The organism is Haloarcula sp. CBA1131, assembly GCF_008728975.1.
In the GTDB taxonomy this organism is placed as follows: Archaea; Halobacteriota; Halobacteria; order Halobacteriales; family Haloarculaceae; genus Haloarcula; species Haloarcula hispanica.
On record NZ_RPCY01000001.1, the window covers coordinates 2,117,393 to 2,139,986 of the forward strand.

The 22,594-nt window shown below is 63.0% G+C and carries 28 protein-coding genes and 1 tRNA gene; 15 read left to right on the forward strand and 14 right to left on the reverse strand.

Features of this window, described 5'->3' with window-relative positions:
- Window positions 1–89: 89 nt before the first annotated feature.
- Window positions 90–163 (reverse strand) — tRNA-Lys (locus Har1131_RS10795).
- A gap of 255 nt (window positions 164–418) precedes the next feature.
- Here Har1131_RS10795 and Har1131_RS10800 point away from each other — a divergent pair.
- On the forward strand, window positions 419–1,882 hold the full coding sequence (locus Har1131_RS10800; protein WP_023843248.1) for a DHH family phosphoesterase: 1,464 nt from the start codon (window positions 419–421) through the stop codon (window positions 1,880–1,882).
- Here the strand turns inward: Har1131_RS10800 and Har1131_RS10805 are convergent.
- Window positions 1,879–2,178, reverse strand: a complete 300-nt coding sequence (locus Har1131_RS10805) for a PRC-barrel domain-containing protein (protein WP_008309371.1) — start codon at window positions 2,176–2,178, stop codon at window positions 1,879–1,881. The genes Har1131_RS10800 and Har1131_RS10805 overlap by 4 nt on opposite strands.
- Before the next feature lie 285 nt (window positions 2,179–2,463).
- Between Har1131_RS10805 and Har1131_RS10810 the strand changes: the two genes are divergently transcribed.
- Window positions 2,464–2,919, forward strand: coding sequence for a redoxin domain-containing protein (locus tag Har1131_RS10810; RefSeq protein ID WP_014040242.1), 456 nt, complete (start codon window positions 2,464–2,466; stop codon window positions 2,917–2,919).
- Here the strand turns inward: Har1131_RS10810 and Har1131_RS10815 are convergent, their stop codons facing one another.
- Both Har1131_RS10815 and Har1131_RS10820 read right to left on the reverse strand, forming a co-directional pair.
- Window positions 2,920–3,459, reverse strand: a complete 540-nt coding sequence (locus tag Har1131_RS10815; protein WP_151146394.1) for a GNAT family N-acetyltransferase — start codon at window positions 3,457–3,459, stop codon at window positions 2,920–2,922.
- Between the two features lie 55 nt (window positions 3,460–3,514).
- Window positions 3,515–4,033, reverse strand: a complete 519-nt coding sequence (locus Har1131_RS10820) for a GNAT family N-acetyltransferase (protein WP_044951813.1) — start codon at window positions 4,031–4,033, stop codon at window positions 3,515–3,517.
- Between the two features lie 117 nt (window positions 4,034–4,150).
- Here Har1131_RS10820 and nth point away from each other — a divergent pair, with 117 nt between their 5' ends.
- Window positions 4,151–4,834: an endonuclease III gene (nth, locus tag Har1131_RS10825; RefSeq protein ID WP_151147247.1), complete on the forward strand. Its 684-nt coding sequence runs from the start codon at window positions 4,151–4,153 to the stop codon at window positions 4,832–4,834.
- A 15-nt stretch (window positions 4,835–4,849) separates the two neighbouring features.
- Here nth and Har1131_RS10830 read toward each other — a convergent pair whose 3' ends face one another.
- Both Har1131_RS10830 and Har1131_RS10835 read right to left on the reverse strand, forming a co-directional pair.
- Window positions 4,850–5,356 carry a universal stress protein gene (locus Har1131_RS10830; RefSeq protein WP_050037992.1) on the reverse strand — a complete coding sequence of 169 codons (507 nt, stop codon included), beginning with the start codon at window positions 5,354–5,356 and terminating at the stop codon, window positions 4,850–4,852.
- Between the two features lie 90 nt (window positions 5,357–5,446).
- Complete coding sequence (locus Har1131_RS10835) at window positions 5,447–5,929, reverse strand: hypothetical protein (RefSeq protein WP_008309382.1); 483 nt, start codon at window positions 5,927–5,929, stop codon at window positions 5,447–5,449.
- 87 nt (window positions 5,930–6,016) lie between these two features.
- Between Har1131_RS10835 and Har1131_RS10840 the strand changes: the two genes are divergently transcribed.
- From Har1131_RS10840 to Har1131_RS10875, 8 genes are all read left to right on the forward strand, one after another.
- Window positions 6,017–6,922, forward strand: coding sequence for a hypothetical protein (locus tag Har1131_RS10840; protein ID WP_014040237.1), 906 nt, complete (start codon window positions 6,017–6,019; stop codon window positions 6,920–6,922).
- 64 nt (window positions 6,923–6,986) lie between these two features.
- The gene (locus Har1131_RS10845) at window positions 6,987–7,643 is read left to right on the forward strand and encodes a halocyanin domain-containing protein (protein ID WP_151146400.1); all 657 of its coding nucleotides are present in this window, start codon (window positions 6,987–6,989) and stop codon (window positions 7,641–7,643) included.
- A complete protein-coding gene (locus Har1131_RS10850) occupies window positions 7,643–8,062 on the forward strand; it encodes a hypothetical protein (protein WP_014040235.1) in 420 nt (139 codons plus the stop codon). Before Har1131_RS10845 ends, Har1131_RS10850 begins: the two co-directional genes overlap by 1 nt.
- Before the next feature lies 1 nt (window position 8,063).
- A complete protein-coding gene (locus Har1131_RS10855) occupies window positions 8,064–8,930 on the forward strand; it encodes a Rieske 2Fe-2S domain-containing protein (protein WP_151146403.1) in 867 nt (288 codons plus the stop codon).
- A gap of 3 nt (window positions 8,931–8,933) precedes the next feature.
- Window positions 8,934–9,737: a cytochrome bc complex cytochrome b subunit gene (locus Har1131_RS10860; RefSeq protein ID WP_008309387.1), complete on the forward strand. Its 804-nt coding sequence runs from the start codon at window positions 8,934–8,936 to the stop codon at window positions 9,735–9,737.
- Between the two features lie 4 nt (window positions 9,738–9,741).
- Window positions 9,742–10,506 (forward strand): cytochrome bc complex cytochrome b subunit, encoded by a 765-nt coding sequence (locus Har1131_RS10865; protein ID WP_014040233.1) that lies wholly within the window; start codon window positions 9,742–9,744, stop codon window positions 10,504–10,506.
- 110 nt (window positions 10,507–10,616) lie between these two features.
- Window positions 10,617–10,916 (forward strand): hypothetical protein, encoded by a 300-nt coding sequence (locus tag Har1131_RS10870; protein WP_014040232.1) that lies wholly within the window; start codon window positions 10,617–10,619, stop codon window positions 10,914–10,916.
- A gap of 10 nt (window positions 10,917–10,926) precedes the next feature.
- Window positions 10,927–11,196 (forward strand): hypothetical protein, encoded by a 270-nt coding sequence (locus Har1131_RS10875; protein ID WP_004517812.1) that lies wholly within the window; start codon window positions 10,927–10,929, stop codon window positions 11,194–11,196.
- Window positions 11,197–11,235: 39 nt separating this feature from the next.
- On the opposite strand, the gene Har1131_RS10880 is transcribed toward Har1131_RS10875, so the two are convergent.
- The 4 genes from Har1131_RS10880 to Har1131_RS10895 all read right to left on the reverse strand — a co-directional run bounded on the left by Har1131_RS10880 (window position 11,236) and on the right by Har1131_RS10895 (window position 14,152).
- A complete protein-coding gene (locus Har1131_RS10880) occupies window positions 11,236–11,412 on the reverse strand; it encodes a UPF0175 family protein (RefSeq protein WP_023843247.1) in 177 nt (58 codons plus the stop codon).
- A gap of 233 nt (window positions 11,413–11,645) precedes the next feature.
- Window positions 11,646–12,107: a hypothetical protein gene (locus Har1131_RS10885; protein ID WP_008309394.1), complete on the reverse strand. Its 462-nt coding sequence runs from the start codon at window positions 12,105–12,107 to the stop codon at window positions 11,646–11,648.
- 41 nt (window positions 12,108–12,148) lie between these two features.
- On the reverse strand, window positions 12,149–12,862 hold the full coding sequence (locus tag Har1131_RS10890) for an NAD(+)/NADH kinase (protein ID WP_064287995.1): 714 nt from the start codon (window positions 12,860–12,862) through the stop codon (window positions 12,149–12,151).
- Window positions 12,863–12,916: 54 nt separating this feature from the next.
- Window positions 12,917–14,152, reverse strand: a complete 1,236-nt coding sequence (locus tag Har1131_RS10895; protein WP_064287994.1) for a digeranylgeranylglycerophospholipid reductase — start codon at window positions 14,150–14,152, stop codon at window positions 12,917–12,919.
- Between the two features lie 111 nt (window positions 14,153–14,263).
- Between Har1131_RS10895 and Har1131_RS10900 the strand changes: the two genes are divergently transcribed.
- The 3 genes from Har1131_RS10900 to Har1131_RS10910 all read left to right on the forward strand — a co-directional run bounded on the left by Har1131_RS10900 (window position 14,264) and on the right by Har1131_RS10910 (window position 16,532).
- A complete protein-coding gene (locus Har1131_RS10900) occupies window positions 14,264–15,430 on the forward strand; it encodes a hypothetical protein (protein WP_014040229.1) in 1,167 nt (388 codons plus the stop codon).
- Window positions 15,431–15,498: 68 nt separating this feature from the next.
- The gene (locus Har1131_RS10905) at window positions 15,499–16,047 is read left to right on the forward strand and encodes a hypothetical protein (protein WP_064287993.1); all 549 of its coding nucleotides are present in this window, start codon (window positions 15,499–15,501) and stop codon (window positions 16,045–16,047) included.
- Entirely contained in the window at window positions 16,047–16,532 is a 486-nt protein-coding gene (locus Har1131_RS10910) for a metal-dependent hydrolase (protein ID WP_014040227.1), read from the forward strand. Before Har1131_RS10905 ends, Har1131_RS10910 begins: the two co-directional genes overlap by 1 nt.
- Before the next feature lie 22 nt (window positions 16,533–16,554).
- On the opposite strand, the gene Har1131_RS10915 is transcribed toward Har1131_RS10910, so the two are convergent.
- From Har1131_RS10915 to Har1131_RS10930, 4 genes are all read right to left on the reverse strand, one after another.
- Window positions 16,555–17,925: a deoxyribodipyrimidine photo-lyase gene (locus tag Har1131_RS10915; RefSeq protein ID WP_151146406.1), complete on the reverse strand. Its 1,371-nt coding sequence runs from the start codon at window positions 17,923–17,925 to the stop codon at window positions 16,555–16,557.
- Between the two features lie 99 nt (window positions 17,926–18,024).
- The gene (locus Har1131_RS10920; RefSeq protein WP_151146409.1) at window positions 18,025–18,810 is read right to left on the reverse strand and encodes a methyltransferase domain-containing protein; all 786 of its coding nucleotides are present in this window, start codon (window positions 18,808–18,810) and stop codon (window positions 18,025–18,027) included.
- A gap of 256 nt (window positions 18,811–19,066) precedes the next feature.
- Window positions 19,067–19,930, reverse strand: coding sequence for a 2-oxoacid:ferredoxin oxidoreductase subunit beta (locus Har1131_RS10925; protein WP_014040224.1), 864 nt, complete (start codon window positions 19,928–19,930; stop codon window positions 19,067–19,069).
- Window positions 19,927–21,687, reverse strand: coding sequence for a 2-oxoacid:acceptor oxidoreductase subunit alpha (locus Har1131_RS10930; protein ID WP_151146412.1), 1,761 nt, complete (start codon window positions 21,685–21,687; stop codon window positions 19,927–19,929). Before Har1131_RS10930 ends, Har1131_RS10925 begins: the two co-directional genes overlap by 4 nt.
- Window positions 21,688–21,892: 205 nt before the next feature.
- Between Har1131_RS10930 and Har1131_RS10935 the strand changes: the two genes are divergently transcribed.
- Entirely contained in the window at window positions 21,893–22,528 is a 636-nt protein-coding gene (locus tag Har1131_RS10935; protein WP_050037984.1) for an FAD-dependent oxidoreductase, read from the forward strand.
- Window positions 22,529–22,594 lie beyond the last annotated feature (66 nt).

The window sequence follows — 22,594 nt, forward strand, 5'->3', positions numbered from 1 at the left end:
CCGGAACTTCGCTCCCACAGGTCGCTCGCTCCATCGTTCAAAACCGCTTCGTAGCCGCTTTGCTCCTCACGAAGTGTTCGTCGCAAAAGCGGGCCGGAAGGGATTTGAACCCTCGACCGACGGCTTAAGAGGCCGTCGCTCTGCCAGACTGAGCTACCGGCCCAGTGCACTCATTGCTCTGGACGGCCCGGTAAAATAGGTTTTCATTCGGACGCCTCGTGTCGGTCGGTCTCACGTTTCTTGTACACACCAGTCAGCTAGCGGTGCTGAACTGAGAGACCAATCGCACAGGGTCCGACTATGCCCACACTAGACGCCCTTTGACGCCCTCTCGAACCGATCTTTCGGGGAGCCGTTCCCAGTTGTTGGAGAAATAGCTGGCATTAAAGAGGCTTGACGCCAAGCGATACAGACACTAATGAGTACAGCCAGCGGCATCACGATGGCCTCTATGTCGACCTACGCCATCCTCGGGTGTGGGAGTGTTGGCCACGCCGTGGCGGAAGAACTCGTCGAGGAGGGGAAAGACGTACTCATCCTCGACGCGGACGAGGGGCGAGTCGAGGCGCTCCGCGATCAGGACCTCAACGCACAGCAGGCAGACATCTGCGAGACTGACGTCGCCCAGACGGTCGCCGACCGCGACGTGGTGCTCATCATGTCCCCGGACGTGAACGCCAACGCCGAAGCAGTCCGGAACATCCGGGAGTCCGGCGGCGAGCAGTTCATCGTCGCCCGCGCCGACGACCCGGTGTCGGCCGACGACCTCACTGAGCTCGGTGCGGACGTGGTCATCAACCCCTCGGCGGTCATCGCCGATTCGGCGCTTCGAGCGCTGGAAACCGGGGAACTGGAGTACAAGGCCTCACAGCTCGGGGACGTCATCGACGGGACCGAGGAACGCATGGCGATACTTATCCACCGGTCGCCGGACCCGGACTCCATCGCTTCAGCGGCCGCGTTGCGGGCCATCGCTGCGAGCCGCGACGTCGAGGCCGACATCATCTACGAGGGCGAGATTGGCCACCAGGAGAACCGCGCGTTCGTCAATCTCCTCGGTATCGAACTGACATCGAACGAGGACGTCGACCTCGACGAATACGACACGTTCGCGCTGGTGGACGTTGCCAAGGGCGGCGAACCGGCCATCGACTCGGTCGACATCGTCGTCGACCACTACGAGCACGAACACGAACTGGAACACGACGCCGCCTTCTCCGATATCCGGCCGAACATCTCGGCCACGTCGACGATTCTCACGAAATACATTCAGGAACTGGACCTCAATCTCGACCAGAGCGTCGCCACAGCGCTGCTGTACGGCATCCGCGCCGAGACGCTGGATTTCAAACGGGACACGACGCCGGCGGACCTGACCGCCGCGGCGTACCTGTATCCCTTCGCCGACCACGACACGCTCGAACAGGTCGAATCGCCGTCGATGAGTCCGGAGACGCTCGACGTGCTCGCGGAAGCGATCCGGAACCGCGAGGTTCAGGGAAGCCATCTCGTCTCCAACGCCGGATTCATCCGGGATCGCGATGCGCTGGCGCAGGCGGCCCAGCACCTCCTCAATCTGGAGGGCATCACGACCACAGCCGTGTTTGCCATCGCCGACGACACCATCTACCTCGCCGCGCGCTCGAAGGATATCCGGATGAACATCGGCAAAGTGCTGTCGGACGCGTTCGGCGGGATGGGCGAGACGGCGGGTCACTCCACGGACGCCAGCGTCGAGATACCGCTCGGCATCTTCACCGGTTTAGATACGAGCGACGACAACAGAGACACCCTGCTAGAACTCACTGAAGAAGCAGTCAAGCGGAAACTGTTCGAAGCGATGGGTGTCGACAGCAGTAGCGAGAGTTCGAACGGAAACTAGGCGGGGACTTCCTCTTCCTCGTCGCCGGCCTCGGGCTGGCGGAGCCGTTCGACGATATCGCTGACGATGACGACATCGCCGACAGCCTGGACCCACCGGTACGGAATGATGACGCCCCGGGCTGTGTTCACTTCTTCGTCGAACAGTTCCGTGTTGAGCTGGGTGAGTGCCAGCCCCGTCACTTCCTTGCGGTCGAGTTCCAGCCGAAGGTCTTCGACTTCGCCGACGAACACGCCGTTTTTCGAATACACCTCGCGACCCACGAGGGCTGTAATCTCCTGTGGTAGATTCTCCATTCCCATACGACGGTGGTTGGTCGGACGGCTTATAAAGCTTCTTTGCGACTGAAACGTCTCCAGCTCGGGGGAGCAAATGCTACGAGATGCCCCCGGACAACGACTGCTGGCCGCACTCTGATGCCGCTGCCAGCGTCCCTACACAGGGAGCAGTCGCCTGTCTATAGTAACAATTGAAACGAATTACACACTGATCGCACTGCCGTCGTGCGAGCAGGTGTGCACTGATTTTCAATGGCTACTATAGGTCGCGGGACTTTTGTCCCGCTTCCCCGTTCGCTCGGTATGCTCAGCCCTGGCGATCCGGCCCCGGACTTCGACCTGCAGGGGACCGCTGGCGGAGGTGTTGGTACCTATCGGCTGTCGGCCGCAACGAACCGCGCGCCGGCGGTCGTCGCCTTCGCTCCCGGCGACGCCTCCGATTCGCGGACCCTCCTCACCGAGTTAGCCGAGACAGACTGGGCAGGCGTCTCGGACGCTGTAGCAGTCTTTGGCGTTCTCCCGGCGGGTATCGACGACTGCCAGTCACTCGCGGCGGCGCTGTCGCTTCCCTACCCCCTGCTGGCCGACACCCACGGCGTCGCTGCGCAGTTCGGCGTCCGAAAACAGGACGGGAGCATGCAGCGAGCGGCGTTCGTCGTTGACAAGCGATGTCGCGTTCGGGCGGCGACAGCATTCGATGATTTGGACGGGACTGTACCGGACCTCGACACGGTTCTGCGTGGCCTCGCCGAGTTGTAGCTACTCACCGCGGTCCAGTTCGCCCTTTAGCAGTCCATAGAGATACACGTCCTCGTAGCGGCCGTCGCGGAACCAGTGGTCCCGCATCGTCCCCTCCCGCTTGAACCCCGCCTTTTCGAGCACGCGTTGGGACCCCTCGTTGCCGGCGAAGACCTTCGCGTACACCCGGTGGAACCGCCGCTCCTGAAAGGCGTACTCGGTGAGCGTCCGGACGGCGTCGGTCGCGTAGCCGTTGCCCCACGCGTCCGGCGTGAGCCAGTAGCCGACCTCGGCCATACCCATTCGGTCCGTGACGTCGTTCAGCCCGATGATACCGACCGCCTCGCCGTCAGCACAGACGAGCAGGTGGACGTCATCGGACTCGCCGCTGGCCACGGATTCGACCCACTCGCGTTCAGCCCGTTCGGAGATCGGCTCCGTGGCCGAGAGGCCGTGTCTGACATCCGGGTCGTTGATGGTCTCTTGCAGGAACGACACGTCTTCGTCTTCGACCGTTCGGAGCGTGATTGTCTCGCCCCGGAGGAATGTTGGTCCGGGCATACACAAGCCGACGAAGGGATGGTGAAAGAAGCTTCGGTAGGTGTGTGAGATATTTTCAAGGACACCACTCGTCAGCGAGCAGGCCATACTCCAGCAGGTCGACGTACTCGCCGTCGACGAAGGCGTGGTCGCGGCGTCGACCCTCCTGCTGGAACCCGACTTTTTCCAGCACACGCGCGGAAGCCGGGTTGGTGGCATAGCAGTCCGCTCCGAGTTTGTTCAATCGCAGTTCCTGAAACGCGTACTGTGCGAGGCAGTCGACAGCGTCAGTCGCGTAGCCGTTGCCCCAGCGGTCCGGACACATCGAGTACCCGAGCACACCAAACCCCCACGGGTGGTAGTCTTCGTGAAGCGAACACGTCCCCACCGGCTCGTCGTCTACACAGACGACGAAGTGCGTGTCGGCATCGCGGCTGTCGAGGTCTTCGGCGGCTGGCTCGGAGAGTGGCTCGGTGAACCCGATGTTTTGCCGGACCTGCGGCTCGTTTAATAGTCGCTGTAGCAGGTCGCTGTCGGTTGCTTGCTGTGGGTGGAGTGTCACCTGCTCGCCGTGGATGAACACTGGTCCTGGCACGTACAAGAGTACTCATAGTTGACACAAGGGTGTTGCCGTGGTATGTGTAATGATACCATTTGTAGTCCAGACAGCGAAGAACGACACGCCAAAGGGAACCCAGCACTGCTCTGCGGTATGGGAACGCTGCTGGAGTCACGCGAAGAACAGGCAACAGAGGTCGTCGACCGCCTCCACGAAGAATACCCCGATTCGGCTATCTCACTGAACTACAGCAACCGCCTGGAACTGCTGATCGCCGTCGTCCTCTCCGCGCAGTGTACCGACGAGCGGGTCAACGAGGTCACGGCGGACCTGTTCGAGAAGTACCAGAGCGCCGAGGACTACGCCGAAGCCTCCGAGGAGCAACTGGCCGAGGACATCTACGGTATCACGTTCCACAACAACAAGGGCGGCTACCTCCAGGGCATCGGTGAGATTCTGGCCGAGGAACACGACGGCGAGGTGCCTGACACGATGTCGGCGCTGACCGACCTCCCGGGCGTGGGCCGGAAGACGGCGAACGTCGTCCTCCAGCACGGCCACGACATTGTCGAAGGCATCGTCGTCGATACGCACGTCCAGCGCCTGTCGCGGCGACTGGGCCTTACCGAAGAAGAGCGTCCGGAAGCCATCGAACAGGACCTGCTCGACGTGGTGCCCAGCGACGAGTGGCAACAGTTCACGCACCTTCTTATCGACCACGGGCGAGCGGTGTGTGGCGCGCGCTCCGCGGAGTGCGGAGCGTGCGTGCTCGCGGACATCTGTCCCTCCGAGAAAGGAGACAGCGACGTCGACCTCGCTAGCGGCGAGGCGTGGTAGCCCCGCGCGAGGGCTTCAGCTGTCGTCCTCTCCGAGGCGCGCCGTGAGAACAGGCACATCGGACGTTCTGACGACTTTTTCGGCGACGCTACCGAGGAGATATCGCTCGACTCCTGTTCGACCGTGGGTCCCCATAACGATGAGGTCGATGTCGTTCTCGTCGACGTAGTCGAGGATCGCGCTGTGCGGTGGGCCGTGTTCGACGGCGGTGACGGTGTCGACTCCGTCGACCTCGTCTGCCGCCGCGTCGACGATGGCCTGTGACCGCTCCCGCAGCGACGATTCGATGTTGTGTTCTTCGTTGACCATCCCCGACTCCGACTCGTCGTGCTCCTCCGCAGTCATGCCGGTCGTTGCCCCTTCCGGGCCTGCGGCAGTCATCCCGATATGCGGCGACGACGTATCGAGGACGGTCATGATGTGTAACGTCGCGTTGTGCGTTTCGGCGAGAGTGCGTGCGTGTGCCAGCGCGGCTTCTGCTCCGGAACTACCGTCCGTCGGAAAGAGGATGTGTTCGTACATTGGAACCACAGCTAGCGATGGACATGCAATGCTAATGAAACATCTAGTCCGTTCGCAGATTCCGAGAATCAGATCCGCTATCGACGGCGCTCACGCCACGTAGCGGAGGGCGTACCGAGCGATACCGACCAGATACGCCAGCAGCCAGAAGATGACGTATCCGAACACGCCGATACGGAGCCGCGAGCGCCAGTGGCTGAACGTCTCGTCCCCGATTTCGTCCAGTAACAGGTCTTCGTCGTACTCGTTGTAGAGGTCGTGTTCCCGCTTTGCGCGGAAGATGCGAACGATTCCGGTTCCGCCGAAGGCAAGCAGCGCGTAGGCCTGCAGGCCGAGCATCGCGTGGACGGCGGACAAGCCACCGAGCTGGTCCGGCAGGCGTGGAATCATCCAGAACACCATCGGGACTGTGGTCAACACCAGCCCCGTCGTGACGAACTTCAGATGGTGCACGAGCACGTCCCAGGTGACCGGCTCCGTCTCGATGATGTAATACGCGCCGTACAGGAAACAGGGGAGGCTGAGGCTCACCGACAGTAACACGACTGTGGCCACGAGGCCGTCCGACACCATAGGCCGACCTAGGGACAGTGCTCGCTAAAGACTGCCGGATGCAGAAGGTCAGAACTTGTAAGCCGTCGCGGTCCGTACACCCGGGCAATGGCCGACCCGGACTCGACGTCTCCCACGGAGGACGAGCGCGGGAACACCCCTGCGGACGCGGTAGCTGCCGAAACCGAGCCCGGCGAACACGGGGCCAAGGATGACGGCGGCGAGACGGCCGACGACGGAGAGTCGGGCGAGGAACTCGACACGGAGGCACTCCGGAAGCAGGTCGAAGAGAAGTACGACTTCGACAACTTCGGCCCGGCGGACATGGCCGAGATGACTGCTGAGGAATGGGACGTTGCCTTCGACGAGGACTCCTGGATCACCGGCGACGACCTGCTCGACCGGGTCACGCGGGACCTGCGGAACCGCGTTGCAAACCGCGACGTGTTCGCCCGCATCGAACGCCATCGGGACCCGCCGCGAGTTCTCGCGTACTCCGACGAAGGCTACGCGGTTGTCTATCCGGACGGCAGCCTCGAAGGCGAGGGGACTGTCATGCGTGACGTGAAGCCCACGGTCGCGCTGTGTTCCATGGATTCCTACGACGTGCCAGAGAACGTCCCCGACAGGCCCCTTCCCGAACCGGAGTCAGTTCCCGAGGGTGGCGGCGAACTCGGTAACTGGATGTTACAGGCGATTGCCGGGGCGCAGCTCCTGGCCGGGATTGCCCTGCTCGGGGGCGCAGTGCTCGCGACCGCTGGCGTCATCGGCAACAGGGGAACCAGCATTGCGCTCCTGGTCGTGGCTGGCGCTGCCTTCATCGGTGTGTCGCTCGTCCTCTTTTTCACCGTCGCAAACGCGAGGCTCTCGGACACGTTCCGCGCCGAAGAGTACCGGGACAGACTCCGGGCTATCGGACTCGAGGACGGCGAACGACCGGAGTTCGTTCCGGAGCTCGACCCACAGAATTCGGGGTCTGAAGACGGGGCGACCGAGACTGACGAAGCCGGGTAATGACGGTTCCTGCGGGTGGTATTCGGTGGGTTTATACAAACTCAGTCCTGATTCCAGAGTGTATATGAACAGACGGGAGTTCGTCCGGACAGCAGGGGGGGCCGCCGGTGCTGCGGCGACCCTCAGTGCCACCGGCGCAGCCGCCGCACAGGAGGAAGGCGGTGACGGTGGCGAAACCGTCCCGGACTACGGCGGTTTCCTGGATTCGGTCGGGAACTTCGACGGGTCGACCGTCGACGCGACCGGGCAGGATACAGTAACTGTCGAGGTCGGCGTGCAGGCCAACGGCGGCGCGTACGGGTTCGGTCCGCCAGCCGTCCACGTCGATAACGGCGCGACCGTCCAATTCGAGTGGACGGGCAACGGCGGCGGCCACAACGTCGTCTCGGATGGCGACGGGCCGCTGGACTCCGGCAGTACGACTTCCAGTGCCGGCGTCAACTACGAGCACACCTTCGAGGAGGACGGCATCTACCCGTACCTCTGTGTCCCCCACGAGGGACTCAACATGAAGGGCGCTATCGTCGTCGGCGAGGAGTACCCGACGCAGACAATCGGTGGCGGCGGCCCGGTCGAAGTCGACCCGCACTACGCCGGCGTCCCGATTCAGCCACACTACGTCGGGTTCGGCGCTGGCCTCGCAGTCATCATCCCGCTGATATTCACGTTCTTCCAGCTGAAGTACGGCGAGTCGCCCCACACTAGCGGAGGGAACAACTAATGGCGTCCGAAGGCTCCACGTACGGTGATATCCACCGGTACGAACCGCCGCGCGAGAGCACAGCAGCGGCTGTCGGTATCGTACTTCTGACGGTGATTCAGGTCGGCCTCGTCGGCCTCTTCACCTACGGCATGATCGCCGGATGGGCGTCCGGCATCGGCACGGTGTTGACGGTCCGTCTCATCGAGGCCAACATGTTCATGGGCGGCGTGCTGACGGCGATTTTCATCGACCTGGCGTTCATCATGCTGCTGTACCGAAAGGAGTTCCTCCCCGACGTAATGATCGTCAAGAAGCGCCGTCGCAAGTGGGAAGACCTCTATATCCGTCAGGAAGACGTCGACGGCACGACGATGGCGGACGGCGACAAGTTCGCAGAGACATTCAAACGCGCAGTGTACCCATACTACAAGAAATAATATGCCACTTGATGAAGACAAATACCCGGCTGAAACAGGCCGTCGTCGCTTCGTAAAGGGCGTCGTCGGGAGTGCGGCACTCTCCAGCGTCGGCGTCGGTGGCGCCGCAGCCGTCGACGCGACGACGGACGCCGCCGGCGAAGGTGGCGGGACGACGCCGTTCGTCGCTGTCGAGAATACCGCTGGACCGGCCCCGCGGGGAATGCCGATCATTCCCATCGAGATCAACGGCGGCGAAATCAGCGGTCTCTGGCCGGAGTACGACGAGAACGCCGGTGCGGCGGTCGCATCCGACTTCGGCGGGAGCGGTATCGACTACTCCTCGCAGTGGTTCCAGTACTGCGGTATCCAGAGTACTGCGGCTATCTACCCGCAATCCGAACGGAACAACACGTTCCTCAACAGTACTGGATCCTTCTCCTGGCAAGGGGAGTACGAGTCCGGCAAGCCGATGACGGTCGACATGTTCGACGACTACCAGGAGTGGGGCAACGGCATCGGCGACCCTGGCGTCGGGAAGCCCGCAAGCGTCGTCTGGCGGACCAACAGCGAGGGCAAGAACGGCGCCCCAGTGCAGATAATCCGGTCAGTCGAAGTCGAGAAGATGGCCAACGGCGAGGGCGAGTACGCGAACCTTCCCGGAAACGTCCAGTCGTTCGTCTCCGAGGCAACCGACCAGGGCTTCATCGCTTGGCTGAACAAATGTACACACTTCTGCTGTGTGCCCGGGTTCAAGACACAGGAGGGAAGCGCTAACTTCGCCGCAGCCAACGACATCTACTGTCAGTGCCACCAGTCCGTGTACGACCCGTTCAGTCCTGTGCAATCGACGTTCGTGGCGCTGCCACGCCCACCAAAAACGGAGTAATCAATGAGTCTCGAACGCAAAGACGAACACGACCACAAAGGCTGGATGGAATCGCGCGAGCTGACGCCGGTGGAATCGGTGTACTTGACCGTGCTCATCTGGCTCGACAGGCGACTGCGCGTCGTTGACTACCTAGAGATCCTCGAAGATCTCTACTACAAGGTCAACATGCAGATGCCAAAGAGCCACACGGAACAGTACAATCTCGACAACAAGTTCTGGTACTGGTACCCACTGTACGCACTCGGATCGTTCTCGACAGTTGCGTACGTCGTCGCCGCGATATCCGGCGCGCTGCTGGGCTTCTACTACGCACCGGCCGCCGCAGCTGCCGATGGGTCGCCGACGGTCGCGTACGATTCAGTGATGCTCATCATGGGCCAGCTCAACCTCGGCTACTTCCTGCGCTCGGTCCACCGCTGGGCCGCACAGATCATGGTCGCCGCCGTGTTCCTCCACATGCTCCGCGTGTACTTCACCGGAGCGTACAAGGAGCCGCGGGAGCTGAACTGGCTCATCGGCATCGTCCTGATTTCGCTGACGCTAGTGTTCGGGTACACCGGCTACCTGCTGCCGTGGAGCCAGCTCTCGTTCTGGGCCGGCCAGATCGGCGTCGAGATGTCCCTCTCCATCCCGCTTATCGGTGAGTGGGTCGCACAGCTGATGTTCGGCGGGTTCACGCTCTCGCAGGCCACGCTACAGCGGATGTACATCCTGCACGTGTTCTTCCTGCCGTTCATCACGACTGCCATCATCGCGGTCCACATCGGCATCGTCTGGATGCAGGGGATCGCTGAGCCACACTAATACTATGAGCGACAACGACACAGACGACGTTCGCACGGACGGTTCCGGCACCGGTATCGTCTCGCCGGACGACGAGACTCCCGCATGGTCCGAGCGAAAGGAGCGGACCCAGGGGCTCTCCCGGCTGACCTACGAGTACTTCGAGCGGGCGCGCCGCGAGGACCAGGACCTTCGCCAGCAGTCGGACTACGTCGAGCGTGACGTGCTCGCGTTCCCGGCCTGGCCCCACGAGATGATGCGCAACATCGCGCTGACGTCGTTCTTCGTGGGCATGATCCTGTTCGTCTCGGCGACGTTACCGCCAGAGATGCCGAACCCCGCTAACTCCGCTGTGACGCCGGCAATTATCCTGCCGGACTGGTATCTCTACTGGTCCTTTGGCCTGCTCAAGCTCGGCCCGCTGAACCCCGAGCTGAGCATCCTCGGCGGCTCGAAGCTCATGGCTGACCGAACCTACGGTGTGCTGGCAAACGTCGTGGTCGTCGGCTTCGTTGCCATCGTCCCCTTCCTGAACAAGGGGTCCGCGCGCCGTCCCGTCGAGCAGCCGTTCTGGGCTGCGGTCGGGATGTCCGGCGTCATCTTCAGCCTGACCATCGCCGCGCTGTCCATCAAGAACCTCGTCCCGATGGACTCACACCTGCTGTTCGACCTGACGTTCCTCGTCCCTATCGTCAGCGCGACCATCACCTACGCGGTGCTCAAGACGATGCGCGAGGGCTACATGTTCGACCTCAACCGTCGGTACTACCGGCTGCGGCCGCCGAAGTAATCTGACCGGTCGATTTCTCCGTCGGTTTTTACATTCTCTGCTTACTACTACCGCGAGCGTTGCGACTGCATCTCGCCGCAGTAAAGTGGCTCCCGCCCGTACTAGCGACGATGACAGAGGACCAGTCAGCGGGGGCTGAGGACGGTTCGGAGCGGCGGGACGTTGTGGTGCCGCTGCGCGTGTACAAGGCCGTGACGGTGTTTTCGACGCTGTTTGCGGTCGTCAGCGTCGTCGCCGGATTCATCCTCGTCGACGTGGCGACACAGCGGGCCTCGGCGCCCGCCTCGGAGATCGACGTTCCGGTCGGCATCGCCGGGATCGCGTGCATCCTCGCTGGCACAGTCGTCTATGCGTTCTCGACGCGCTTCCGTACCGAGGAAATGGGAAAGTCTAAAGACGACGCTACCTAACGTTCGGATAATGGCTGACGAGTTCATGAAGGGGTTCGCGTGCCTCATGGTCGGCGGACTGGGCTGGATGACCATCAAGGGCTGGTACAACACGCCGAGTTTCGAGGGGGCACAGCTCACCGGCGAACTTACTATCGAGGAACCGACCACGTTCGATCAGATCGCCCTGTTCATGGGCGACGCGTTCTTCTGGTTCGCGGTGCTGGGCGCGCTGACCTTCTGGGTCGTGCTTCCGCTGATCAGTGAATTCCAGGCGTATCTCAACGAGCGGTCGGCGTAACAGTACGCAGTAGCCTTTTCTGCGGGACCGACGCCGCTCTCAGTTCGGAGTCCGGTCGACTGGCGCGCCGTCTTCGTCACGCACCTGAATGCCGCGCGAGCGAAGCGCCGTAGCGAATTTTGTCGGTGATACCCCGCTGTACGTCGCCGCCTCTTCGAGTGTGAGTGTTTCCCCGCGATACAGTGTCAGCGCCGTTGTGAGGGACCTGTGTGACATCTTCGTCTACACCGATACAAATACAGTGCGAGTATTAAACTATTTCGCCTACTTCTAAGCCAATCGGCCAAGCTATCCGGAGAAAAGTGAATATATGAGGCCAATAAAGGAAAGAATGTGTAAAAGGTAAGATATTGAACCCAGTATTGCTTGCCGACCACACACGTAGGGCTATCAGTACGCGCGACTAGCGGATTATAGGCACTCGAAGACGACAGAACGAGAAACCGTGTTTAGATGATGGCGCTCCAGGGACCCTTGATGACCCAGAACAGGCTCTGGTAGCCCGCGTACATGAACACTACGAGGGCAGCGACGATGGCCCCTTTCGGCCGTTCCAGCGGAATGTCACGGCGCGCCTCGACTTTCCGGGATTCGAACTCGAAGAAGTCAGTGATGACTGCGCCGAGGACGAGTACCGACAAGACCATCCCGCCGTGATGGTGGAGCGTCATGTAGAAAAACGACAGCACGACCAGCGCGATGTTGGTGAACGTGTGCGCCGGGTGGCGGCTGACCGCGTCCGCGCCATCGTTTTCGTACTGTTTGACGTGGCTTCTGTGGGCGAGCTGCCGGGTCAGGAAGTTGACGATTACCACTCCGAAGATGACGTATTCGATGAGGAGCGCGCCGCCGACCGTGGGGCTCCCCAGAATGGTATCCAGTGGCCCAAAGAACGTTACGGATGGCTGCATATGCAAAGCTCTGTCCACCGTCCATTAGTGTCTTTCCAATCTCACTCGAACCTGGACTGGCTCTCGTCGACGACGGCGGTCCGAACGGGGGAGCCGAGCGAGATCGCGATACTCTCCTGATAGCCCACGGGCTGCGATACGCGGTCATCGACGAGTAACTCGACGGTCGCCTCGTCGCGTTCCACCGAAGCACTGAGTCCGGCGACAGGCAACACCCAGTGGTCCGGATCAGTCGCAAACGGCGCAATCGGTGCCACCACCGCCTGGTCCGACGGTGCCAGAATCGGGCCGCCGACGCGGTGGGCGTAGCCCGGCGAGCCGGCGGCCGTAGCGATGACGACGCCGTCAGCCCGGAACTGGCCGATGCGGTCGGCCGTCGACGCGATAGTGAACTCGGAGATGCGGGCCGCGTCGGCGGTAACGAGAGTCACGTCCCAGAACGCCTGTTCGACCGTTCCGTCAGGCATCGCCACGCGGAGGACCGGATGCGTCTCAACCCGGGCGTCAGCAAGCCCTGACACAGCGGCGACGGCGTCGTCTCGCGGTACTGATCGGACGCCGCGACCAGCCGCGACTGGCAACACGAGCGGGTCACCGTCAACCCGCGCCGCGGCAGCGACGGCGTCCTCACCGACTGCCACGACCCGGTCGGTCTTCGGAACAGTGCCGTCACTACCCCGTTCAACAGCCACGCCAGCGTCTCGAAGTTCGTCTGCTATGGCGTCGTCACCGACCACACCAACGGGGGTTCCCATCATCTGAAACTCCGGGCCGGCGGAAAAAAACCTGCCGCACTCCGCGCGGTCACTTCAAATATCGAGGCGACGGCGCGCGTATTCGATGAGAATCGGCATATCCGAAAGGTGGGTCAGCTTCGCAATCGCCCGACGGTCACCGCCGTTGATCTGCCTGAGGGTGTCCTGTCCGGTGCTCCGGAGGTCGTCCATCAGCTGATCGTACCGCTCGTTAGGAGCGAGATACAGCAGCTCCGTCATCATCAGGCGGGCGTTGTGTTTCGGGGCCACCTCGCTGTGCCAGAGCTGATCGTAGACAGAGAGGTTCTCCGCGGAGGTGTCGGGTTCGTCGGGCTTGAGCGCCGAATCGGCTGTCGCGGCGGCGGCGCGGGCCGACTTCATCCCCTTGTGGATGCCCTCGCCCCACAGCGGGTCGACGGTCGGGACGGTGTCGCCGATAGCCATGAAGTTGTCCGTGCTCATCGAATCGGGGGGCTGGATGTGGGCCGACCCGCGGTGGGCTTGCGTACCCTCGATCTTTTCGGCGTCGTCGAATCTGGGGTCCGAGTCGAGCCAGTACTCCAGATAGTCGTCGATGCCCATCCCGTCTTTCGCGTACTTCTGGTGAGAGCCGTTCTGGATGTAACAGAGGCCGACCTTCGCTGTGTCTTCACCGGTGTGGAAAATCCAGGAGTAGCCGCCCGGGGCGAGGTCGTGATCCAGGCGGAGCATCATCGCGTCCCGGAGGTCGGCGTAGTCGTCGTGGTTGACTTCGACGCCCTCGAACTCGTACTCGACACCGATAGCCTGATGATCCCGCTTGAGGTTACACACGTCGAGTTTCTTCGCCAGTGGCGCGGCAGGGCCGGTGGCGTCGATGACGATGTCGGCGTACACCTCCTCGTCGCCGTCGTACCGGACGCCGACGATCTCCCCGTTCTCCATGATCGGTGCTGAGACACGGGCGTCGAAGCGGTAGGTCGCACCCTTGCTCCGACCCTCCGAGACGAGCCACTGTTTGAACTCCGCGAACTCCAGGACCGCTCCGGTCTGATTGCGGACGTAGTGGTCGTTGGGGGATTCGAGCACGACGTCGTCCGTGTAGTTCATCACCACGTCATCGGGAATCGCAAAGCCCGTCATCGCCGACATGAACGTCCCGGCGGTGGACTTGTTGCTCTGACGCGGGAACTCGTCTTCGGACTCGGTTTCGAGAACGAGCACCTCGTAGTTTCGCTCCGCTAGATCACGGGCACACTGCGCTCCAGCGGGCCCGGCTCCGGCTATCACCACGTCAAAGCGCTCGCGCATGGTTGTGGGTATTCCCTGTCGGTAATCAGTCTTTCCGAATACACCGAGGGCGGTCTCGAAAGGGTAAAGACGGCCCCACTACCATGACGGGAACACCCGGGGCGACATACAATGTTCAAGACAGGCGCGGGCGTGCTCGCGGACAGGCGGCGGCTTCCCACGGCACTACGGGCAGTGCTGGGATACTACGCGGACACCGGCGTGTTCGACGCCGGCAGCCTCTCGCTGAAATCCGAGATCGACGACCGCACCGAGGCGATGGTCGACGACGTGACCGACCGCATCGAGGACGCCCTCGAAGACGAGTTCGGCCGTCCGGTCGAATTCTCCTATGACACGAAGCTCATCCTGCCCGCGCAGCTAACGCTGGGCTACGTCTACCGCAACGCTCGTCAGCAAGCACCCGGCGACCCCGTTATCGACGCTATCGCCGACGGCGTGCCGACTGTCGACGAGACGGCACTGGAACAGGGGCCGGCACAGGACCTCGCCCCCCGCGAGATGGTCGTCCGCGCCGAGCAGATGACTCGCCTCTCCATCGAGGCGCTTATCGACGGCGACATGCGTGACGCGATCAACGACGACGAGTTCGAAGATTTCGAGGTCGACTTTGACGCGAGTGAAGCCGACCGCCGCCGCGTCGCCGAGGTCGCCCAATCCGCGCTCCAGTCCCACCTCGACGGCCTGTTGGAGGATATGCCGCCTGTTGTCGAGAACGCCTACCAGTGGGCCGTCGACTACAGCGAGGCCCATCAGGACCGCGACGGCTACTTCCGGGAACTGATGACCGCGGCTGAGGACGGTGACGAGGACTCTCTGACAGATATCCGCGAGGAGTACAAGTTCGCCGAGTACGACGAGGAGCCGGCGACACTCACCGAGACCGAAAAGGAACTCCCCTACAGCAAGACCCAGTACGCGCGCGTCGGCGTCCTCTACGACGGGATGCTAGACCTCTACCGACTCGCCGGCCTCGATATCGACGACGAGTTCGCGAAGGCCATCGTCCTCGCCATCATCGGCGCGCAGGTGTGGCTCGACGACGTGGACGACTACGGCGACGACCGCGCGGAGGGGCAACTGACGCCAGTCACCGCCGAGTACCTGCTCGCACCCGACGACGAGGCCGCCTATCGGCGCGTCGTCGACGTGACCGAACAGTATCTCGACCTCGCGAAGTCGTACGCGACGGTCGCCGACTCGCCGCTGACCGGCGTCGCTGTCGAGTACATCTACCGCTCCGGCGAGCCGGACGTCCTACCCGGCAAGCCCGAGTAGGCGCACGAACGACAGCGACTCGACCCAAGCGCCAGAGTTTATATCCCGCCGCCCGCACCGGGATTTGAATGCTTCACTCGTGGGTGGGCAGGGTCGTCGCTATCTGTGGACTGTTGGCCGTGCTGTTCGCGCTCATGGTCGGACTGGGGGCGGCCACGCCCGCTCCGGCGCTGGGTGACTACCCAGCCGAGGACGCACTGGCCGAGGACTACGACAGCCACGTCGGCGAGTACGTTCAGGTGACCGGCACGGTCAGTGGGACCAGCCCCGTCGAAATCGCCGTCGAGTACGAGTACGCTACTGGCGGCGAGCGCCACAGCGGGACGCTCGCAGTCACGGTCCGGAACGTCGACACAGCCGTCGCCGAGGGCCAGTCACTGCAAGTGTATGGCACGCTCGGCCCGGACCGGACTATCACCGCGGAGAACAGTGTGAGCGTCCCGGCGATGAACTACGCTGCGATGTACCTCGTGTCCGCCCTCGCTGGCCTGTGGACCCTCGGGCGACTGATCTGTGGCTGGCGGCTTGACTGGCAAACGGGGGCACTGTGCCGGCGTGAAGAGCCGCTCAGGCCGATACGAGCGCTCCTTACGATGATGCGGGAGGTGCGTGCCTGATGCCGGATCTGCTCTCGCACGCTTTCATCGCGTTCACCATCTGTACCCTCCTGTCACTGCGGTACGACTGGCTCTCTGGAGAGTACGTCACCGTGGGGATGGCCGGCGCGTTCATCCCGGACATGGCGAAGATCAAGCTTCTCGTGGATGCTGCAACCGTCGAGGCAACACTGGATATCCCGTTCGACTGGCTGGGCGTCCATACGCTCGGCGGCGCTCTCGTCGCCGTCCTCGTTGGCGTGGTCGTCGTGAACCGCTCCGACCGACGGCGCGTGTTCGGTCTGCTGTCGCTTGGAGCCACCAGCCATCTGTTTGCCGATGCGCTCCTGTTGAAAGCCTCTGGGCGGTCCTACGAAGTGCTGTGGCCACTGACGCAGTACCACCCGCCGACGCCGGGGCTGTATCTGAGTACGGATATCTGGCTCACCGGCGTCACTGGGTCCGTTGCAGTGGCGGCCTATCTCTTTGTGCAGTACAGAGCGTAGCGCCACTTCCCTCGACCCTCCCTCAGCGTTTCCCCAGCGCTGTCTCGAACACGCGCTGGGCTCGCTCGTAGGCGGCGTTCCGGTCGACGATTGGATGTGGGTACTCCGGTGCCAGTTCCTCGCGTTCGCCGTTCGAGAGCGTCGGCCAGTCGACGATCATGTTCGCCGGAACGTCGCGAAGCTCTGGCACATAATCCGTGACGTAGTCCGCCCCGCTGTCGTACTTGCTCATCTGTGCGACCGGGTCGAAGATACGTACGTCCACGGAGTCGGTCCCGGTCGATGCTGTCCACTGCCAGTTCGCGGCGTTGCTGGCGGGATCGTGGTCAACGAGCTTCCGGCGGAAATGACGGGCCCCCTCGCGCCAGTCCACGAGGAGATGCTTCGTGAGGAAGGAAGCGACGTTCTGACGCGGTCGGTTGTGGATGTATCCCTCCCGTTCGAGCTGGCGCATGCCAGCGTCGACGAACGGATATCCAGTTTCGCCACGCTTCCAGGCCTCGAAGTCATCCGCGTCGTTTTCCCATTCGATGGGGTTCGGGAACGCCTTGCAGTTCTCCGACAGCAATGTGGGGTTGTAGTACAGTAGATGGTAGTTCTGCTCGCGCCAGGAGAGTTCGTAGCGGTACTTCTGGATGTTCCGCTGGGCGTCGCCGGTGGCTTCGGCGTGGCGGTCGGACGCGTCGCGCCACATCTCGCGGATGCCGATCATCCCCGCTGCGAGATACGGCGACATACGCGAGACGGCGCTGGTGGGCCGCTCAACGGCGGCCCGCATGTCGTCGCGGGTGTCGTTGTAGGTCTCGATACCGCCGGTGAGGAAGTCGTCGTACCGCTGCCGTGCGCCCTCGTAGCCGGGCGTCGGCAGGTCGATATCCGTATCGATGGTCGGGGCCGTCGTCGGGTCCGACACATCGACGAGCGAGTCCGAGTCCGGACTCCCGACCGGCGGTAGCTTGTGGTGGGCCTGCCAGTCGTCGTAGAAGCGACTGTGGTTCTCGTACTCGCGGTCAAGTCCGGCCGGGTCGACCAGCACGAGGTCGGTCAGCGATTTCGTCGAGAGCGCGTCGTCGACGCGGCGTTGGCGGTTGCGTCGCGCGGGACGGTAATGCTCGTTGTAGTACACGCGGTCAGCGTTGTACTCTTCGACGACGTCCGAAAGCACATCGACGGCGGCCCCCTTCCTGACGAGCAAGTCCCCACCGTGGTCCCGATAGGCCTGTTTCAGCGCTCGAACGCCGGCCAGGAGGAACGCCCGCTGTCGCTTCCCGGCGCTTGACAGCAGGTCCGTGTCGAGAACGTACACCGGCAACACCTCGTCGTCTGCGGCGGCGGCAGTCAACCCCCGGTTGTCCGGTATCCGGAGATCACGCTGGTGCCAGAAGACGTACATACCTCACATTGGGGATACCGGCATATGGGTCCGAACCCGATACTATTGTGTGTGTGAGTCAAGGCCACAGCACAGTCTGTGGTCGGGACACTGAGACCGCTACGCGGGCTTGTGAACGAGGTAGCAGTACTGCGTGAAACTGAAAAAGGTCTCCCCGTGGGCCGCCTGTTCTCGGAGGTCATCGGCCCAGGCCTGTGCCGCTGTTGGCCCGATAGCTTCGTGGTCGGCCGCGTAGTCCTCGATGAACGCCATGAGGTGGGCCGCGAAGGTGTCGTCGAGGCTGGTGTTGACGATGGCGTTCGGTTCGACCCGGTCAATCGTCAGTCCGGCCCCGCGGAGGTGCGGGGCGAGGCGGGAGCCCAGCCGCGGGTGCGGGCAGTGGTCGTCGAAGGCATCGAGAACGCGCGCCATTCGCTCGGGATTAGGGCTGCGCCACACCAGCGAAGAAAAGTCGGCGTCACAGACGACGGCAGACCCGCCGGGTCGGAGGACGCGGGCCAGTTCCGAAAGCGCTGAATCAACCGATTCGAGGTACTCAAACACCTGTACTGCGACGGCCGCGTCAACCGATCCATCGGCCACTGGGAGGTCATCGGCGTTTCCCTGTGCTAGAGTCACCTGCGGTAGCGGGGCACAGCGCGCTCGGGCGAGTTCGAGCATCGCCTTGCTCCGGTCGATACCGTGAACGTGTCCCGCATTGCCGACCGTCCAGCCGATCTCTGCCGGCTCAAAGCCCGGCCCACAGCCGATAGAGAGAACCTTGTCGCCTGGTTCGGGCGCGAACAGGTCCCGTACTCGCTCCCGTCGCGCCACGGCCGCCGGCGTGCTGTATATCGCTTCCTCTTGCCGGGCTTCCGCCTCGTCGTAGTCGAGTGTGCCGCCCATTTCCGTACACTGCCCATTCAGCTGTCATAAATAAAACCATTCGGTAGCGTTGCACTCGACTCAACTCGGCCCTGGGATTTACTACTGAGAAACCGTCACTGTTACCGGTTCAAATAGAACCACCAGTATACGGCGGCCGCAGGCCGCCGTTTCACGACTTCGCGGCGCGCCGCGAAGTCGCCTTTTTAGCGTAGATTTTTGGGCGGGGGTTGAGCGCTCGCCAGTGGCGAGCGCGAACCCCCCGTCGAAAAAGGTACTAGTAGAACTCGCGGACGAGGTCCATCGCGCCCTCGGGCGCGCCGTCGGGGATCTCGGCCATCGAGCCTTCGACGCCTTCGCGTTCCTCGAAGGGGACGGAGTCCTCATCCTGGTAGAGGACGCCCATGTACTCCTTCTCGCTTTCGAGGATCTTGTCCTTGGCCTGGTCGCGGTCGGACGGGTCGTGGTCGGTCTCGTCGAGGTCGACGATGGCGTCGCGGAAGTAGTCGTAGGTGTCCACGTCGTTGAACGTCACACACGGCGAGTAGACGTTCACGAAGCCGAAGCCGTCGTGTTCGACGGCCTGCTTGACGATCTCGGCGTGGCGCTGGGCGTTCGAGGAGAACGACTGCGCGATGAACGTCGCACCGGAGGCCAGCGCCAGCGCCTTCGGGTTGACCGGCGGCTGGTTCGGCCCGTCGGGCGAGGTCGAGGTCTCGAAGTCCTCGCGGCTCGTCGGCGAGGCCTGCCCCTTGGTCAGCCCGTAGATGCGGTTGTCCATCACGACGTAGCTCATGTCGACGTTCCGGCGGACGGCGTGGATGAAGTGGCCGGCACCGATAGAGTACCCGTCACCGTCGCCGCCCGAGACCATCACTTCGAGGTCCGGGTTGGCCATCTTCACGCCGATGCCCACCGGCAGGGCGCGGCCGTGGACGCCGTGAAGGGCGTAGCTGTGCATATACGTCCCGATCTTGCCGGAACAGCCGATACCGGCGACGATGAAGGTGTTGTCGGGGTCGTTGCCCGTCTCTGCCAGTGCCTTCATCATGCCGTTCATCGTCCCGAAGTCACCGCAGCCGGGACACCAGGTCGGTTGCTTGTCGGATTTGAAGTCTGTGAAGCGAACGTCGGAACTCATTGTGTTGCCTCCGGGGGTGTGTCAAGCGTTTGCTTGATCTCGGTTGCCAGTTCGTCTGCTTTGAACCGCACGCCGTTGTACTTGTTGATGCGCTGGACCCGTTCGAGGACGTCGTGTTCGATGACGTCCGCGAACTGGCCGGTGGCATTACACTCGACGACGATGACGTCCTCTGCGGCTTCGATTTCTTCGGAGAGGTCCGGTCGCGGGAAGATGTACGGTACCGAGAGGAACCGCACGTCGTAGCCGTCCTCCTCCAGCAGCGTCAGTCCCTCGCGCAGAGCCCCCTCGTTGGAGCCCCACGAGATGACGAGCGTGTCGGCGTCGGAGTCGCCGAACTCGCGGTAGTCGAAGTCCTCCTGCTCGCGGGCGGTCTCGACTTTCCGCTGGCGCTTGTCGACCTGCTCGATACGCACGTCCGTGTCTTCGGTCCGCCGGCCGAGTTCGTCGTGTTCGAGGCCGGTCGTCATGTGCGCGCCGTCGGTCGTGCCGGGGAACGCACGCGGCGAGACCCCGTCTGCGGCCGCGAAGTGGGCCTGGAAGCGCCCCTTCTCGTCCAGCCAGGCGTCGATCTCGTTCTCGTCGACGACCTTCCCGCGGTCGATTTCGACTTCGTCCATGTCGAAGGTCTCGGGGGAGAAGGTCTGTTCCGTCACGGCCATTGCGAGGTCCGAGACGAGGAAGACCGGCGTCTGGTATTTTTCGGCGAGGTTGAACGCCTCGACGGTCTTCCAGAAGCACTCCGAGACGGTCGTCGGCGCGACGACGAAGCGCGGAATCTCGCCGTGGCCGCCGTACAGCGTCATGTTGAGGTCGCCCTGTTCCTGCTTGGTCGGCATCCCGGTCGAGGGACCGGAACGCATCACGTCACAGATGACCAGCGGCGTCTCGCTGGTGGCGACAAGCCCGAACGTCTCGGTCATCAAGTCGATACCCGGACCGGACGTAGCGGTCATGGCTCGGGCACCGGCGCGGGCCGCACCGAGGGCCATGTTGATGGCGGAGAGTTCGTCCTCGGCCTGGACGACCTTGCCGCCGAACTGGTCGACGCGGCCGGTCATGTACTCCATCACGTCCGTCGCCGGTGTGATGGGGTAGCCGGCGTAGAAGCGACAGCCGGCGGCGATAGCGCCCATGCCGATGGCCTCGTCGCCGTTGAGGAGCACGTAGTCCTCGTCGGTGGTCTCCATGTCGTAGTCGAACTCGCCGTACTCCTCCTGGACGTAGTGCTGTCCCTTCCGGGCGGCTTCCTTGTTGTTCTCGACGATGGCCTCGCCCTTGTCGCCGAAGCGCTTTTCGAGGCTTTCGTCGAGGTTCTCGATGGGGAAGCCGGTGACCTCACACGCCGCACCGAGGGCGACGACGTTGAGCATGATGGCCCCACCCGCGTCCTCGGCGAGTCGTTTCAGCGGTACTTCGAGCGCCGTCGCGTCGCCGGGCACTTCCACGTCCTGCATCGTCGAGCGCTCGCCGTCGTAGATGATGACGGAGTCCTCGTGGAGCTCGTCCTCGTTCTCGTGGATCGTGCGCTCGGTGAGTGCGATCAGGATGTCCAGGCGGTCGACGACACTCTCAACCCGGTCGACTGACGTCCGTACCTTGTAGGCAGTGTACCCGCCGCGGATGCGGGAGGCGAAGTCCTTTGAGGTGAAGACGTGTCGACCAGCCCGGGAGAGTGCCTGCGCGAAAATCTTCCCGGTGGAGTCGATTCCATCGCCGGCTTCGCCGCCGATGGCCCAGTTCAGGTCCTCTGGCATTATATCCCTCGGGTAGCCAGCGTGGCAGGAAAAGCCTTCCGTAACCGCCCGCGCGCGCACTACTCGGTTTCGAGTGAATTCCGCCGTAGTTTCGAGGGAATACCGGCATAATCCCCCGTATGTGGGAAAACACCGGCAACATATGCTGGCTAACGTGAAACTCCGCGACCGTAACCCCCTTGCCCAGTCACGGCAACTCTCAGGTATGGATGAACGAGTCCTCGACGTGGTTGCCGTCCGAGATGTCGGACCGGACACCGTGGCGATCGACTTCGAGACACCGGAGGCCTTCGACGCACAGCCGGGGCAGTTCGTCAAGCTGACGCTGGGCGTCGACGGGGAGGACATCTCGCGGTTCTACACAATCTCCTCGCCGACAGTCGACGAGGCGTTCGAGATTACCGTCGGCATCGACCCCGACGGCGAGCTAGCCCCCCAACTCGGCGCGCTTGAAGCGGGCGACGGTGTCCGCATCGCCGGGCCGTTCGGGTCGGACTACTACGAAGGCGAGAGTCGCGCTGTCGTCCTCGCCGGTGGGCCCGGCGTCGGTCCAGCCGTGGGTATCGCCGAGCGCGCACTGGACGACGGCAACGAGGCTGCAGTCGTGTATCAGGACGATGCGCCGGTCCACGAGGACCGACTGGACGCGCTCGCCGAGGCCGGGGCGCTCGTCTCGGTCATCGACAGCGAGGAATCCCTGACTGAGCCAGTCGCCGACGCCATCGAAGACGGCGGCCAGGTGTTCATTTACGGCTTCGCGGACTTCCTCGACGCCGCCACGGAAGCGCTCGAAGCTGCCGGCGTCAGCACTGACGACGCGAAAGTCGAGAACTTCGGATAGGCGGTCGAGTGCCGTCCGAGCGTCGTCTCGCCGGCTGGCTATAATTCCACGATACACCGCTGGGAG

Excerpts from the sequence above, each read along its gene's own strand:
- Har1131_RS10860 (WP_008309387.1), top strand. The coding sequence starts at position 8,934 with ATGAGTCTCGAACGCAAAGACGAACACGACCACAAAGGCTGGATGGAA.
- Har1131_RS10890 (WP_064287995.1), bottom strand. The coding sequence starts at position 12,862 with ATGGGAACCCCCGTTGGTGTGGTCGGTGACGACGCCATAGCAGACGAA.
- Har1131_RS10935 (WP_050037984.1), top strand. The coding sequence starts at position 21,893 with ATGGATGAACGAGTCCTCGACGTGGTTGCCGTCCGAGATGTCGGACCG.
- Har1131_RS10840 (WP_014040237.1), top strand. The coding sequence starts at position 6,017 with ATGGCCGACCCGGACTCGACGTCTCCCACGGAGGACGAGCGCGGGAAC.
- Har1131_RS10915 (WP_151146406.1), bottom strand. The coding sequence starts at position 17,925 with ATGTACGTCTTCTGGCACCAGCGTGATCTCCGGATACCGGACAACCGG.
- Har1131_RS10925 (WP_014040224.1), bottom strand. The coding sequence starts at position 19,930 with ATGAGTTCCGACGTTCGCTTCACAGACTTCAAATCCGACAAGCAACCG.
- Har1131_RS10885 (WP_008309394.1), bottom strand. The coding sequence starts at position 12,107 with ATGCAGCCATCCGTAACGTTCTTTGGGCCACTGGATACCATTCTGGGG.
- Har1131_RS10880 (WP_023843247.1), bottom strand. The coding sequence starts at position 11,412 with ATGTCACACAGGTCCCTCACAACGGCGCTGACACTGTATCGCGGGGAA.
- Har1131_RS10930 (WP_151146412.1), bottom strand. The coding sequence starts at position 21,687 with ATGCCAGAGGACCTGAACTGGGCCATCGGCGGCGAAGCCGGCGATGGA.
- Har1131_RS10910 (WP_014040227.1), top strand. The coding sequence starts at position 16,047 with ATGCCGGATCTGCTCTCGCACGCTTTCATCGCGTTCACCATCTGTACC.
- Har1131_RS10830 (WP_050037992.1), bottom strand. The coding sequence starts at position 5,356 with ATGTACGAACACATCCTCTTTCCGACGGACGGTAGTTCCGGAGCAGAA.
- nth (WP_151147247.1), top strand. The coding sequence starts at position 4,151 with ATGGGAACGCTGCTGGAGTCACGCGAAGAACAGGCAACAGAGGTCGTC.
- Har1131_RS10810 (WP_014040242.1), top strand. The coding sequence starts at position 2,464 with ATGCTCAGCCCTGGCGATCCGGCCCCGGACTTCGACCTGCAGGGGACC.
- Har1131_RS10845 (WP_151146400.1), top strand. The coding sequence starts at position 6,987 with ATGAACAGACGGGAGTTCGTCCGGACAGCAGGGGGGGCCGCCGGTGCT.
- Har1131_RS10835 (WP_008309382.1), bottom strand. The coding sequence starts at position 5,929 with ATGGTGTCGGACGGCCTCGTGGCCACAGTCGTGTTACTGTCGGTGAGC.
- Har1131_RS10920 (WP_151146409.1), bottom strand. The coding sequence starts at position 18,810 with ATGGGCGGCACACTCGACTACGACGAGGCGGAAGCCCGGCAAGAGGAA.
- Har1131_RS10855 (WP_151146403.1), top strand. The coding sequence starts at position 8,064 with ATGCCACTTGATGAAGACAAATACCCGGCTGAAACAGGCCGTCGTCGC.
- Har1131_RS10850 (WP_014040235.1), top strand. The coding sequence starts at position 7,643 with ATGGCGTCCGAAGGCTCCACGTACGGTGATATCCACCGGTACGAACCG.
- Har1131_RS10900 (WP_014040229.1), top strand. The coding sequence starts at position 14,264 with ATGTTCAAGACAGGCGCGGGCGTGCTCGCGGACAGGCGGCGGCTTCCC.
- Har1131_RS10815 (WP_151146394.1), bottom strand. The coding sequence starts at position 3,459 with ATGCCCGGACCAACATTCCTCCGGGGCGAGACAATCACGCTCCGAACG.
- Har1131_RS10800 (WP_023843248.1), top strand. The coding sequence starts at position 419 with ATGAGTACAGCCAGCGGCATCACGATGGCCTCTATGTCGACCTACGCC.
- Har1131_RS10905 (WP_064287993.1), top strand. The coding sequence starts at position 15,499 with ATGCTTCACTCGTGGGTGGGCAGGGTCGTCGCTATCTGTGGACTGTTG.
- Har1131_RS10875 (WP_004517812.1), top strand. The coding sequence starts at position 10,927 with ATGGCTGACGAGTTCATGAAGGGGTTCGCGTGCCTCATGGTCGGCGGA.
- Har1131_RS10805 (WP_008309371.1), bottom strand. The coding sequence starts at position 2,178 with ATGGAGAATCTACCACAGGAGATTACAGCCCTCGTGGGTCGCGAGGTG.
- Har1131_RS10895 (WP_064287994.1), bottom strand. The coding sequence starts at position 14,152 with ATGCGCGAGCGCTTTGACGTGGTGATAGCCGGAGCCGGGCCCGCTGGA.
- Har1131_RS10870 (WP_014040232.1), top strand. The coding sequence starts at position 10,617 with ATGACAGAGGACCAGTCAGCGGGGGCTGAGGACGGTTCGGAGCGGCGG.
- Har1131_RS10865 (WP_014040233.1), top strand. The coding sequence starts at position 9,742 with ATGAGCGACAACGACACAGACGACGTTCGCACGGACGGTTCCGGCACC.